This window comes from Pyxidicoccus sp. M6 (assembly GCF_055568925.1).
Genome location: NZ_CM145714.1, coordinates 8,104,422 through 8,118,247, shown reverse-complemented (window position 1 = coordinate 8,118,247; position 13,826 = coordinate 8,104,422). Strand labels below are relative to the sequence as shown.

The following is a 13,826-nucleotide window of genomic DNA, read 5'->3' as shown; positions in this document are numbered from 1 at the left end:
GCGCGCCCCACCGCCGGAGCGCGAGGGCTACTCCTTCACGTAGACGAGCGTTTCACCCTGGTAGTAGGGGCGGTAGCGGACGGCGCCGCACTGCTGGTAGGTGATGTCGCCCACCGTCGCGGCCGCGCAGCCCGTGGGGAGCGTGCTGACGTAGCTCACGCCCACGGGAATGGGCGCAATGGCCACGCCGACGCCCACGGCGCCGTAGCCGTAGCCGCCATAGGCCCCGGAATGCCGCGCGGCCGTGCGCCGCGAGGTGCGCCGAGCCACCCGGCGCGAGGTTCCGTACTGCGCCAGGGTGATTTGCGGGAGGAGGTCTCCCGGGAGCGCGATGGCCTCCATGGCGAGAGCCGTCTCCGGGAGCAGCCCGCCCAGGGCCGCGACGCCCAGCAGCAGCCCGGCCGCACGACGTCGGCTCTTGAGTGTGTCCAGCCTCATTTCGCACCTCCCTGTGGCTCTTCCGCCTGTGACGACTCACCCTGCGACTGCTCACCCTTCGAGCTCGTCGCGAGGAACGACACGCGCATCGCACCGGCAGGGGGTGTGAATCGGAACGTGTCCTGGGTGAAGCGGGGCGCCAGGTCCCAGCCGGACATGGTGACGGCGTACTGCGGGCCACCGGTCAGGTCCCGGGTGGTGATGACATACCTGCGCGGCAGGGGCCGGTCGCCGTCCTCGATCCAGAGTTCCCAGTCCACGCCCTCGCGGTTGCGGAACGCGAGGTGGTGGACGGGCACGCCGTTCAGGATGGAGCGGCCGAGATAGTTGCCGCAGACCACGTCCTCGGAGAGGGCGGCGTAGGGGTTGCTGACGAGCAGGTCCGCGCCGGGCGCCTCCAGGCCGAGCCGTTCCGCGGCCACGTCGAGGGTGGCGTCCAGGGTGGGCGGCATCGGTGACGTGGCATAGGCGTTGTGGGTCTCACCGAAGAGGGTGAGCTGCCGGCCGTCGTAGTAGAGGTGGAGCCTGGCGAGCTCGCCGGAGCGGTCCACGCGGAGCCGGTCCGGCCGCTGCACGTGCACGTCGCCCGAGCGGTTGAACTGGACCTTCTGTCCCGACTCGAGCACGACGTCCTGGCTTCCATCGATGTGGACGGAGAACTCGCGCTGCTGGGCGAGGAAGTCGCTCATCTTCCGCAGGAGGCGATCTGCCCTGGGGTCGACCTGCGAGGGTTGCTCGCCGGGGGCTTTCGCCGCCTGCGCGCTCGCGACCGGGGGAGCTGCCGCCAGCAGTACGGCGAGCACGAGCCCCCACCGTCCCTTGCCCGACCTCCCTGAGCTTCGTGTGTCTGCCATGAGCACCTCCTGTGTGCTGGGGAACGTTGCAAAGCTGAGGGTGGCAGGGAGACAGGGAAGAGAGGCGGGCGGGCAGGAGGTCGTGACGCCCCTTCGCGCGCGAGGGGCCCGGGAGTGGCTCGTGAGGGACGCGAGGGTGGGTTGACTTGCTGGATGCCTCCCGCGCGCCTATGCGCGCATCCCGGTCATCGGCGGAGGCTTCACGGACTGAGTGATGTCCCGCGAAGCCGGGGCCCGACGGGGCTCGTGCCATACTCCCCGGCGCATGGGAGATGGGACTGGAGCTTCGGATGCGGCTGCCGTGGTGGGTGCTCTCGCTGCTGTGGATGCTGGTCGGCTGCGGCGGAGCCACGCGAGTCGTTCGGCTCGACACAGGCCGCGGCTCACCGGTTGTCCACGTTCCCCGCGCGGAAGGAAGCACCGAGCCGATAGCGCTCGATGACGATGAGGTAGCGGCGGCCGTGGCTCGGTTGAGTCGGACCTTGCGCCCGTCTCAACGCCCCCAGGAAGCGGCTCGACTCCTGTTCGAGGTGGGCTCCCGGAGCGGCGCGTATCTTTTCGATGCGAGGAGCCGGCGCCTGACTCCGCTCGGTCCGGGGGAGCACCTGGCCGCTGAAGCTCCCCAGACCGAGGTGGAGCTGACGCGCGCCTACCTGCGTTGGTGCGAGCGGACTCAACGCAAAGGGGACTGCCTGGGGCTGTTGGAGGAGAGTCCGTCCGTCACGGGGGATGCGCGCTTCACCCTCGCCATGTCCCTGGCGAAGGGCGCGGTGATGGACGAGCTATGGGAGGCCGTGAAGGATATGGCCAACCCGGAAGCGTTGATGCAGGCGGCGCTGTGGACGGCAGCCACCTATGCGCTCCTCTGGACGGTACCTGAGCCGGCGACCAAGGGGGTGGCGGCGGTTTTGACAGCGGCGCTCATCATCTACGTGGGAGTCGACACCTTCTGGGAGCTCATCCAGGGCTTCCGGAACCTGATGGTCGAGTCCGACCGGGCGGTGACGTTCGATGAGTTGCGCGACGCGGGCGAGCGCTTCGGGAAGGTGATGGGCCGGAACGCGGCGCGGGCGTTCGTGATGCTGGCGACCGCGGCCATTGGATGCACGGGAGCCACGCTGGGCACGAAGCTCCAGGGACTGCCCGGGGCCGCGCAGGCGGCGGTGCGGGCCGAAGCGCTGGCCGGGGTGGTGTACTCGGCGGTGGGGCAGGTGGAGACGGTGGCCGTGGCCGCGGATGGCTTCGCATTCACGCTCGCGCCAGGGGCCGTGGCGATGTCGTCCAGTGGTACCCGGGGAAGCGGGGGTTCAGCGCCGGGATACCGTGAGTGGCAGACGCACAGTGGCCTGTACAAGGGTAGAGGCAGTGCCGGCAAGGGCAAGGAGTGGCACCACATCGTTGAGCAGACCGAGGGCAATGTTCGCCGCTTTGGACCTGAGTCCATTCACAATACAGACAACGTCATCGCCCTGGACAAAACACTCCACGAGCTGGTCAGCGCGTTCTATTCAAAGAAGCTCCCGCTTCTCACTCGCGCACCCAGCCTCACCATTCGAGAGTGGCTGAGCACTCAGTCCTACGAAGTCCAACGCGATTTCGGCTTGCTCGCCATTGAAAACATCAGAAAGGGAATCTGGCGATGACGCTGGAAGATCTGGTCAGAGAGTTTGCCGAAAATGTCGCAGCGCAATCCGAAGCCATCTTCAAGGCAGGAGCCGATCCCGAAGATTCGCACGGAGACCGATACATCGCAGCGTTCCAGGAGCTTCGGGCCCGCGGTGACAAAGGAAGAGAAGCGCTGTGCGTTCTTCTCAAGCATCCCATGGTGGACGTGAGGACAACAGCCGCTGCGTTCCTGCTCCGCTATCGCACCGCCGAAGCCAGGGCCGTCTTGGAGGAGGCCGCAAAGGGAGACGGGCTCATCGCCTTTGGGGCCCGACAGACGCTGAGGGGGTGGGAAGAGGGCACCTGGGCCCTCGACCCGGAGTAGTCGGTCTGCGTGCGACAGACCGTGACGGGACTCGTGGCACCATGCGCGCATGGACGCCTCGAACAACTCGAACCACTCCATTCATACACGGTGAGACATGCGTCTCACATGCAGCGCGCTCAGCCCACGCGGCCCACCTGCTGGTCGCCCTCGATACGGGCCCGCGCCTCCTCCAGACACTCCGCGAGCCGCGCCGCCAGCGTCTCCACATGGGGCCGCGCCAGCATGGAGTAGTGGTCTCCGGGCACCTCGTGCGTCGTCAGCCCTCCCGGAGCCCGTGACGCCCAACCGTGGTCCCAGCGTGATTCGCGGGCGATGAAGAGCGTGACGGGGCCGGCTTGGGGCGGAGGCACATACGTCCACGCGGCGCGGAGGTTGTTCTCGAAGACGCGACGGAGTGTCGGATACGGGAAGGCCTGGCTGGCTTCTTCTAGCGCGCGCAGTCTCGCCTCGGGAGCCTTCCCCTCCAGCGCGGGCATGGGTTGTCCCGCCGCGCGCAGCAGGTCCTCGAAGAACAGCTCTCGCAGCGCCGACTCTGGCTGCTCGGGCGCGGTGGGGCCTCCGCCGTGCAGCTCCGCCGTGGTGTCGATGAGCGCGAGCAGCGCCACCTCTTCTCCCTCGCGTCGGAGTTGGTTCGCCATCTCGAAGGCGATGGAGCCGCCCATGGACCAGCCGCCGAGGAGGTACGGCCCGCGTGGCTGCACCGCGCGCACGGCCGTCAGGTACTGTTTCGCCATGACGGGGATGGACTCCGGCAGCGCCTCGTCTCCATCCAGCCCGTGCGACTGGAGCCCGTAGAAGGGCTGCTCGGGCCCCAGACGTCGCGCCAGCTCCGCGTACGGCAACACGCTGCCGCCCACCGGGTGGACGCAGAAGAAGGGACGCCGGCCGTCTCCCGCTTGCAGCTCCACCAGCGGAGACCAGGGCCCGGTGTCCTCGTGCAGCAGCTTCGCGAGGTGCTCCACCGTCGGGTTCTGGAAGAGCGCTGTCACCGGCAGCGGCCGTCCCAGCTTCGCGCGGATGGCGGACTGGAGGCGCAGCGTCAGCAGCGAATGTCCGCCCAGCTCGAAGAAGTTGTCGCGCACGCCCACCGGGTGCACGCCCAGCACCTCTTCCCAGATGCGCACCAGCCGCAGCTCCAGCGGCGTGCGCGGGCCCACGAAGGCGCGCGATGCCTCGCGGCTTCCCTCGGGGACCGGCAGGGCCTTGCGGTCCACCTTGCCGCTGGGCGTGAGGGGGAAGGCCTCCAGCGGCACCCAGAGGGCGGGCACCATGTACTCGGGCAGCCGCTCCTTGAGGAACGCGCGCAGGGTGCCGGACTCGGGCCGCTGGCCCTCCGCTCCGATGACCCACGCCACCAGTCGCTTCTGGCCCGCGCCGTCGTCCCGCGCGTCGACGATGCAGTCGCGCACTGCCGGGTGCTTCGCGAGCGCCGCTTCGACTTCACCCAGCTCGATGCGGAAGCCGCGCACCTTCACCTGCGAGTCGCCGCGCCCGAGGAACTCCAGCTCCCCCTCCGCGCGGTAGCGGGCCTGGTCTCCGGTCCGGTACAGCCGGGCACCCGGCTCCGTGCTGAACGGGTCCGGGATGAAGCGCTCCGCCGTGAGCTCCGGCCTGCCGAGATAGCCGCGGCCCACCTGGACGCCGCCGACGTACAGCTCACCCGACACGCCGAGAGGAACGGGCCGCAGGTGCTCATCCAGCAGGTAGATGCGGGTATTGCTCAGCGGCCAGCCGATGGACGGCAGGTCCGGCCACTCCTCCGGGTCTCCCTTCAGCGTGAGCGACGTGACGGCGTGCGCCTCGGAGGGGCCGTAGTGGTTGTGCAGCACGCCGCCCAGCCGCTGCATCAGGCGCCGCAGGGCGGGAGTCATCCGGAGCTGCTCGCCCGCCACCATGATTTCCTTCAGGCGCGAGGGCGTGAGCCCCTCCCGCTCCGCCGTCTCCGCCAGGTTCTGCAGTGCGACGAAGGGCAGGAAGAGCCGCTCGATTCCGGCGTGCTTTAGCAAGTCGAGCAGCGCGTGCGCGTCACGGCGGACCTCCTCGGTGAGCAGCACCAGCTCGCCACCCGCGGCCCAGGTGGAGAACATCTCCTGGAAGGACACGTCGAAGCTCAGCGCGGAGAACTGGAGCGTCCGGCCGCTCGGCGCCACCGAGTCGCGCAGCTGCCAGTGCAGCAGGTTGACCAGCGCCCCATGGTGCAGCGCCACGCCCTTGGGCGTGCCGGTGGAGCCCGAGGTGAAGATGACGTACGTGAGCGACTCCGGCCCCGCCATGGGCACCGGGTTGTCGTCACGCTCGTGCGCGAGGGCCGCGCCTTCCAGGTCGAGGAACAGCGGGGTGGCCTGTCCCGAGGGAAGCGCGCCGCGCAGGGCGTGCTGGGTGATGAGCAGCTTCGCGCCCGAGGTCTTCAGCATCAGCGCGAGGCGCTCGGAGGGGTACGCCGGATCCATCGGCACGTAGGCGCCGCCCGCCTTCAGCGTGCCGAGGACCGCCACCGGCAGGTCCAACGAGCGCTGGACGCAGACGCCCACCAGCGTGTCCGTTCCCACGCCTCGCGAGCGCAGGTGGTGCGCGAGCTGATTGGCGCGGCGGTTCAGCTCGCCGTACGTCAGGTGTGAGTCACCGAAGCGGACGGCGACGGCGTCGGGCGAGCGCGCGACGGTGGCCTCGAAGAACGCGTGCACGGTGGGCGCGAACGGATAGGGCACCGTCCTTCCCGCCCAGGCGGTGAGGGGTTGCTGCTCGGCCTCCGCCAGCAGGGGCAGCGTGGACAGCTTCCGCTCCGGCCTCGCGAGCGCGCCTTCCAGCAGGCGCGTGTAGTGCGCGGCCATGCGGGCCACCGTCGCCTCGTCGAAGAGGTCGGTGTTGTACTCCCAGAGGCTCGTCCACCCGGTGGGCGTCTCGCGCACGAAGAGGGTGAGGTCGAACTTCGCCATGCCCGGCTCGAAGGCGAGCTCCTCCACGGCCACGCCGGGCAGCTCCCACGCGGCGGAGCCCTGCTGGAAGACGAACATCACCTGGAACAAAGGCGAGCGGCTGGCGTCGCGCATGGGCACGAGCGCATCGACGAGCTGCTCGAAGGGCATGTCCTGGTGCGCATACGCCCCGAGGCACGCCTCGCGCACCTGGCGCAGCAGCGCACGGAAGCTGACGTCGCCGGAGGCATTCACGCGCAGGGCCAGCGTGTTGGTGAAGAAGCCGATGAGGCCTTCCACCTCGCGACGGTTGCGCCCGGCGATGGGCGTGCCGACGACGATGTCGGGCTGCCCGCTGTAGCGCGCGAGCAGCGCGTGGAAGCCCGCCATGAGGAGCATGAAGGGCGTGACGCCCACCTCGCGGCTGAGCTCCTGGACGGCGACGGGCAGCTCGGCCGGGAGCCGCTGGTGGTACTGCGCCCCACGGAAGGTCTGCACGGCGGGACGGGGCCTGTCGGTGGGCAGCTCCAGCACCGGTGGCGCACCCGCGAGCTGAGCCTTCCACCAGGCGCGCTCGGCCTCCAGCACCTCGCCTCGCAGCCACTGTCGCTGCCAGTGCGCGAAGTCCGCGTACTGAATCGGCAGCTCGGGGAGGGCGGCGTCCTCACCCCGCGCGTGTGCCGTGTAGAGCGCTTTCAACTCCCGCACCAGCACGTCCGACGACCAGAAGTCGCAGACGATGTGGTGCATCACGAAGAGCAGCACGTGCTCTTCCGCCGACGTGCGCAGCACCGTGGCCCGCACCAGCGGCCCGCGCTCCAGGTCGAACGGGCGTCGCACCTCTTCCTCGGCTCGCAGGCGGACGTGCTCCTCCGACGCCGTTCGCAGGGACTCCACGGTGAAGGGAAGCTCCCCCTGTGGGGAGACGCGCTGCACGGGCTCGCCGTCGACCTCGATGAAGGTCGTCCTCAGCGACTCGTGACGCTGCACGAGGTCCCCGAGGCCGCGCTCCAGTGCGGAGACGTCCAGCGGACCTTTGAGCCGCAGGAAGAAGGGCACGTTGTACGAGAAGCCCCCGGCATCCAGCCGCGCGAGGAACCACAGCCGCTGCTGCGCGAAGGACAGCGGCGGCGCGACGTCGCGTGGCACGGGCACCAACGGAGGCGGCGGAGGCCCCGCGTCCTCGCGCGACGCCTCGAGCCGGCGCGCCAGCTCCGCCACGGTGGGCGCCTCGAACAGCATGCGCACCGGCAGTTCCCGCTGGAGCACCTCGCGCAGCCGAGACACCACCTGCGTGGCCAGCAGCGAGTGGCCGCCCAGCTCGAAGAAGTTGTCATGCGCGCCCACGCGCTTCACGCCCAGCAGTGGCGCCCAGATGTTGGCCACCACCTCCTCCAGGCCCGCGCGCGGCGCGATGTAGCCTTCGCGCTCGACCTCCTCGTGGGGCGCGGGCAGGGCCTTGCGGTCCACCTTGCCGCTCGGGGTCAGCGGCAGCGCGTCCAGGACGACGAAGGCCGAGGGCACCATGTACTCGGGCAGCGCGCGCCGGAGCTCCGCGCGGAGCAACGAGGCGCGGACCTCCGCCCCCGGTTCAGGCACCACGTAGGCGGCGAGCCGCTTGTCTCCGGGTGTCGGCTCGCGCACCACCACGGCCACGTCGTGCACACCCGCGAGCTTGCGCAGCGCGGACTCGATTTCCCCCAGCTCCACGCGGAAGCCGCGCAGCTTCACCTGGTCGTCGGCGCGGCCCACGTACTCCAGGTTTCCATCCTGTCGGCTCCGCACCAGGTCACCGGTGCGGTACAGCCGCGCACCCGGCTCGGCGCTGAAGGGGTCGGGCACGAACTTCTCGGCGGTGAGGTCCGGCCGGCCCAGGTAGCCGTGCGCGAGGATGATGCCGCCGACGTACAGCTCGCCCGGGAGCCCCGGCGGCACCGGCTGCAGCCGCGCGTCCAGCACGCACGCACGCACGCCGGGCGCCGCACGGCCGATGGGGACGCGCCCCTGCCGCAGCTCCGCCTCGGGCACCGGACCGAGGTCGCCCACCACGCAGATGACCGTCGTCTCCGTGGGGCCGTATTCGTTGGTGAGCCGCACGTGCGCGGGCACCACGCGCTGCCAGTCCAGCACGCGCGAGGCGGGCACCTTCTCGCCGCCGATGCCCACCACGCGCACCGACGGCGGCAGGCGCACCACGCCGCTGACCAGCACGGCCGTCAGCTCCGCCCAGAAGGCCGTGGGCAGGACGAGGATGGTGATACCCCACTGCTCGCAGCGGTCGCGGAAGGCGACCGGGTCCAGCATCGACTCGGTGCGCAGCACCACCGTCCCGCCCGTGAGCAGGGCGGGGAAGATCTCCTCCACGCTCTGGTCGAAGCTGAGCGTGGAGAACTGGAGCACCCGGTCCGCGGGCGTCAGCCCATAGATGCGCGCATTGCCGAGCGAATACGCCGCCACCGCGCGATGCGGCGTCATCACCGCCTTGGGCCTGCCCGTCGAGCCGGAGGTGTAGATGAGGTACGCGAGCGACTCGGTCGGCACAGGACGGTTGGGATTCGTGTCCGCTTCACGCGCCACCTCCGCGCGGAGGGCCTCCACGTCCAGCACCTCGGCGTCCAGCGCGCCCGTTCGCGCCAGCACGCCCGCGTGGGTGAGGAGCCGCTTCGCCCCCGAGTCCGCGAGCATGTACTCCAGCCGCTCCCGGGGATACGCAGGGTCCAGCGGCAGGTACGCCGCGCCTGCCTTCATCACGCCCAGCGGCGAGACGAGCGCATCCAGCGAGCGCTCCAGCAGCACGCCGACCACGTCCCCCACGCAAACGCCCCGCCGCGCGAGGTGGTGCGCGAGCTGGTTCGCCCGGGCATTCAGCTCGCGATAGGTGAGCCGTCCCGCTTCGGAGTCGAGCGCCACCGCGTCCGGCGTGCGCGCGGCCTGCGCCTCGAACAGCGAATGGAGGCACGAGGTCTCCGCCACCTGCGTCCCAGGTGCGTCCCAGTCGGCCAGCAACCGCCGCTGCTCCACCTCCGTCAGCAGCGGGAGCGAGGACAGGCGCCGAGACGGCTCCGCGCACGCGACCCGCAGCAGGCGCGCGTGGTGCGCCGCCATTCGGGCCACCGTCGCCTCGTCGAAGAGGTCGCTGTTGTATTCCCAGAAGCCGACCCAGCCGCGTGCCGTCTCGCGCATGTACAGCGTGAGGTCGAACGTGGCGACGCCGGGGTCGATGTCCATCAGCCCCAGCGCCACCCCGGGCAGCGCCACCGTGGGCGGCGCGTCCTGGAGCACGAACATCACCTGGAACAGCGGAGAGCGGCTCAGGTCGCGCACGGGCTGCACCGCGTCCACCAGCTTCTCGAAGGGCACGTCCTGGTGCGCGAAGGCGCCGAGGCTCGTCTCGCGCACCCGGCCCAGCCACTCGCGGAAGCTCGGGTCTCCGGACGCATCCAGCCGCAGCGCCAGCGTGTTGACGAAGAAGCCGACCAGGTCCTCCAGCTCGCGCTGCGTGCGGCCGGCGATGGGCGTGCCCACCACGATGTCGGCCTGTCCGCTGTACCGGGCCAGCAACGCGTGGAAGGACGCCAGCAGCAGCATGAAGGGCGTGACGTCCTCGTCGCGGCACAGCTGCCGGATGGCGTCCGTCATCGCCTCCGGCAGCGGTACCTGGAGCAGCGCGCCCCGGAAGCCCTGCACCGGAGGACGGGGACGGTCCGCCGGCAGCTCCAGCAGCGCGGGCGCACCCGCGAGCTGTCCCTTCCACCACGCGAGCTGCGCGTCCAGCACGTCGCCCTTCAGCCAGTCCCGCTGCCAGCGCGCGAAGTCCGCGTACTGCACCGGCAGCGGCGCCAATTCGGGTGACTCGCCCGTGAGGGCCGCCGTGTAGAGCGCCTTCAGCTCGCGGAGCAGTACGCCCAGCGACCAGCCGTCACACACGATGTGGTGCATGACGAGCAGCAGCACATGCTCGCTCTCCGTGGCGCGCATCAGCGTCGCGCGCACCAGCGGGCCCACCGCGAGGTCGAAGGGACGCTGGGCCTCTTCCCGCGCCCGACGCGCGAGCGTGTCCCGGCGCGCGTCGTCCGGCAGCGCCGACACGTCCTCCACCACCAGTCGCAGCACGGGCTCGGGGGCGATGTGCTGCACCGGCCGGCCGTCCACCTGCGGGAAGGTGGTACGCAGCACCTCGTGCCGCAGGGTCAGCTCGCGCAGGGCGTGCTCCAGCGCGGCGCTCTCCAGCCGTCCGTCCAGCCGGAAGACGAAGGGCACGTTGTACGAGAAGCCACCGGCATCGAGCTGCGCGATGAACCACAGCCGTTGCTGCGAGAAGGATAGGGGCAGCTCGCCATCCCTCGGCGTGGGCACGAGCGGTGGAGGCCGCGCACCCGCCGTGCTTCGGGGCATCGCGTCCAGCCGCTCCGCGAGCTCGGCCACGGTGGGGGCCTCGAACAGCACGCGCACCGGGAACTCCACCCCCAGTGCCGAGCGCAGCCGTGAGGCCACCTGCGTGGCCAGGAGCGAGTGGCCGCCCCGCTCGAAGAAGTGGTCATTCACGCCCACGCGCGGCAGCTTCAGCAGCGGCGCCCAGATGCGCGCGACCAGCGCCTCCGTCTCCGTGCGCGGCGCGACGTACGCCTCGTGCTCCTCCTGCCCGGGGTCCGGCAGCGCCTTGCGGTCGACCTTTCCGCTGGGAGTCAGGGGGAAGGCGTCCAGGTGCACCCAGGCGGAGGGCACCATGTACTCGGGCAGCCGCTCCTTGAGGAAGGCCTTGAGCGCATCCGTCTCCGCCGTCTGGCCCTCGGTTGCAACCACCCACGCCACCAGTCGCTTCTCGCCCGGCCCCTGCTCGCGCGCGGCCACCACGCAGTCGCGCACGGATGGGTGCTTGGCGAGTGCCGCTTCGATTTCGCCCAGTTCAATTCGGAAGCCGCGCACCTTCACCTGCGCGTCGCGGCGGCCGAGGAACTCGATGGCTCCGTCCGGGCGGTAGCGGGCCCAGTCTCCGGTGCGGTACATGCGCGCGCCGGGGCGCGTACCGAAGGCGTCCGGCAGGAAGCGCTCCACGGTGAGGTCCGGCCGTCCCCAGTAGCCGCGCGCCACCTGAAAGCCGCCGATGTAGAGCTCTCCAGGCACGCCGATGGGCACCGGCTGAAGGTGCGAGTCGAGCAGGTGGATGCTGGCGTTGGCGATGGCGGTGCCGATGAGGGGCAGGTCCGGCCATGAGTCCGCGTCGCCGGAGAGGACGCAGAGCGTAGCGAGGTGCGTCTCGGTGGGGCCGTATTGGTTGTGCAGCACGGCGCCGGGGAGCCGCTTCATGAAGAGGCGCAGCGCGGGAGTCATCCGGAGCTGCTCGCCCGCGGTGATGATTTCCTTGAGGTGGCGGGGCACCAGGCCGTCCTGCTCGGAGACCTCGGCGAGATTCTGGAGGGCGACGAAGGGGAGGAAGATGCGCTCCACGCCGCGCGAGTCCATGAGCTGAAGCAGGGCATGCGCGTCGCGCCGGACGTCCTCGGAGATGAGGACCAACTCACCGCCGCCGGCCCAGGTGGCGAGCATCTCCTGGAAGGAGACGTCGAAGCTGAAGGCGGAGAACTGGAGGGTGCGTCCCGAAGGAACGGAGGAGCTCTGGCACTGGAAGTGGATGAGGTTGACGAGAGAGGCGTGGTGCATGGCGACGCCCTTGGGGGCGCCGGTGGAGCCGGAGGTGAAGATGACGTAGGTGAGCGAGCCGGGCCCGGTGATGAGCGTCGGATTCGTCTCCGGCTCCCGCGCGAAGGCGTCGGAGTCCGAGTCCAAGACGAGCCGCGTGGCGGAGCCCGGAGGCAGGACGTCCTGGAGGTGGCCCAGGGTGAGCAGCACGCGAGCGCCGGAGGCTTCCAGCATCGCGGCGAGGCGCTCGGCGGGGTAGGCCGGGTCCAGCGGGACGTAGGCGCCGCCGGCTTTCAGGGTGGCGAGCACGGCGATGGGCAAGTCGAGCGAGCGAGGGATGCAGATGCCCACGCGCTCATCGGGCCCCACACCGAGCGCACGCAGGTGGTGCGCGAGCCGATTGGCCCGCCGATTCAGCTCGGCATAGGTGAGGCGCGAGTCACCGAAGCTGGCGGCGATGGCCTCGGGCGTGCGAGCGGCGGTGGCTTCGAAGAGGGCGTGCACGGTGGGCACGGTGGGGTAGGGCACCGCCGTGTCGTTCCACTCGCGCAGCACCTGGTGCCGCTCCACGTCCGTGAGCAGCGGTAGCCGGGACACCGTCTCCGCGGGGTTGGCGCACGCGGCCTCCAGCAGCCGCGTGTAGTGCGCCGCCATGCGCAGGATGGTGGCCTCGTCGAAGAGGTCGCGGTTGTACTCCCACCGCCCCACCCAGCCGTCCGCGTCCTCGTAGAAGAAGAGGGTGATGTCGAAGCGGGCCACGCCCGGCTCGTACGCGACCTCCTCCACGGTGATTCCCGGCCACTTCAGCGTGGCCAGCGGAGTGCTCACGTGGACGAACATCACCTGGAACAGCGGCGAGCGGCTCGCGTCCCGCACGGGCACGAGCGCATCCACCAACTGCTCGAAGGGCATGTCCGGCCGGCCGAACGCCGCGAGACACCCCTCGCGCGTGCGGCGCAGCAGCTCCAGGAAGGACAGCTCTCCGGACGCATCCAGCCGCAGCGCCAGCGTGTTGGCGAAGAAGCCGATGAGCTTCTCCACCTCGCGCCGTCCGCGTCCCGCGAAGGGCGTGCCCACCACGAGGTCCGACTGGCCGCTGTAGCGCGAGAGCAGGGCGCCGAAGCCCGCCAGCATCGTCATGTACGGCGTCACGCCCGCCTTGCGCGCCAGCTCGCGCACGGCCGCCGGCAACGTGGGAGGCAGCGGCACCGGGAGGATGGCGCCACGGAACGTCTGCGCCGGAGGACGGGGCCGGTCCGTGGGCAGCTCCAGCACGGGCGGCGCTCCCTCGAGCCGCTTCATCCACCACGCACGCTGCGCCTCCAGCGTCTCGCCCTGGAGCCACTCGCGCTGCCAGTGCGCGAAGTCCGCGTACTGCACCGGCAGCGCCGGGAGCCGGGGCTCCTCCCCACGCGAGTGCGCGAGGTAGAGCGTGTTCAGCTCACCGGCCATCCAATAGAACGACACCGCGTCGCAGACGATGTGGTGCGTGACGAAGAGCAGCACATGGTCGTCCTCCGCCACGCGCAGCAGCGTCGCGCGCACCAGAGGGCCCGTCTCCAGGTCGAACCGGTGACGCGCTTCCTCCTCCGCGCGCCGCCGCACCGCCGCCTCGCGCGTCTCCCCGGGCGCGGGCTCCAGCTCCTCCACGGGCAGGGGCAGCGCCAGCGTCGGAGTCACCCGCTGCACGGGCTGGCCATTCACCTCGGCGAAGGTGGTGCGCAGTGACTCGTGTCGCTGGACGATGTCCGCCACGGCGCGCCGCAGGGCGCCCACGTCCAGCGGGCCCTTCAGCCGGACGAAGAAGTGGACGTTGTAGGTGGACGAGGTGCCCTCGAGCTGCGCGAGGAACCACAGGCGCTGCTGCATGAAGGACAGCGGCAGCGGCTCCGTGCGCGAGACGGGAACGAGGGGCAGACGCTTGCGTCCCGGAAGGGCTTCCGGCTTCGCCGCCTGGGGGGCGGCGGCGCGCTCGTGCTGACTCAT

The 13,826-nt window shown here is 70.6% G+C and carries 5 protein-coding genes; 2 read left to right on the top strand and 3 right to left on the bottom strand.

Going from position 1 to position 13,826, the window contains the following annotated elements:
- Positions 1-27: 27 nt before the first annotated feature.
- On the bottom strand, positions 28-438 hold the full coding sequence (locus ACVTJA_RS31900) for a hypothetical protein (RefSeq protein ID WP_465825310.1): 411 nt from the start codon (positions 436-438) through the stop codon (positions 28-30).
- Complete coding sequence (locus ACVTJA_RS31895) at positions 435-1,292, bottom strand: DUF2092 domain-containing protein (protein WP_465825309.1); 858 nt, start codon at positions 1,290-1,292, stop codon at positions 435-437. Before ACVTJA_RS31895 ends, ACVTJA_RS31900 begins: the two co-directional genes overlap by 4 nt.
- Positions 1,293-1,582: 290 nt before the next feature.
- Here ACVTJA_RS31895 and sitA5 point away from each other — a divergent pair, with 290 nt between their 5' ends.
- Complete coding sequence (gene sitA5, locus ACVTJA_RS31890; RefSeq protein ID WP_465825308.1) at positions 1,583-2,935, top strand: SitA5 family polymorphic toxin; 1,353 nt, start codon at positions 1,583-1,585, stop codon at positions 2,933-2,935.
- On the top strand, positions 2,932-3,282 hold the full coding sequence (locus tag ACVTJA_RS31885) for a DUF2019 domain-containing protein (RefSeq protein ID WP_465825307.1): 351 nt from the start codon (positions 2,932-2,934) through the stop codon (positions 3,280-3,282). Before sitA5 ends, ACVTJA_RS31885 begins: the two co-directional genes overlap by 4 nt.
- A 119-nt stretch (positions 3,283-3,401) precedes the next feature.
- On the opposite strand, the gene ACVTJA_RS31880 is transcribed toward ACVTJA_RS31885, so the two are convergent.
- The gene (locus tag ACVTJA_RS31880; RefSeq protein WP_465825305.1) at positions 3,402-13,826 is read right to left on the bottom strand and encodes a non-ribosomal peptide synthetase; all 10,425 of its coding nucleotides are present in this window, start codon (positions 13,824-13,826) and stop codon (positions 3,402-3,404) included.

Coding starts and splice junctions, on each gene's coding strand:
- ACVTJA_RS31880 (WP_465825305.1), bottom strand. CDS start 13,826: ATGAGTCAGCACGAGCGCGCCGCCGCCCCCCAGGCGGCGAAGCCGGAA.
- ACVTJA_RS31895 (WP_465825309.1), bottom strand. CDS start 1,292: ATGGCAGACACACGAAGCTCAGGGAGGTCGGGCAAGGGACGGTGGGGG.
- ACVTJA_RS31900 (WP_465825310.1), bottom strand. CDS start 438: ATGAGGCTGGACACACTCAAGAGCCGACGTCGTGCGGCCGGGCTGCTG.
- sitA5 (WP_465825308.1), top strand. CDS start 1,583: ATGCGGCTGCCGTGGTGGGTGCTCTCGCTGCTGTGGATGCTGGTCGGC.
- ACVTJA_RS31885 (WP_465825307.1), top strand. CDS start 2,932: ATGACGCTGGAAGATCTGGTCAGAGAGTTTGCCGAAAATGTCGCAGCG.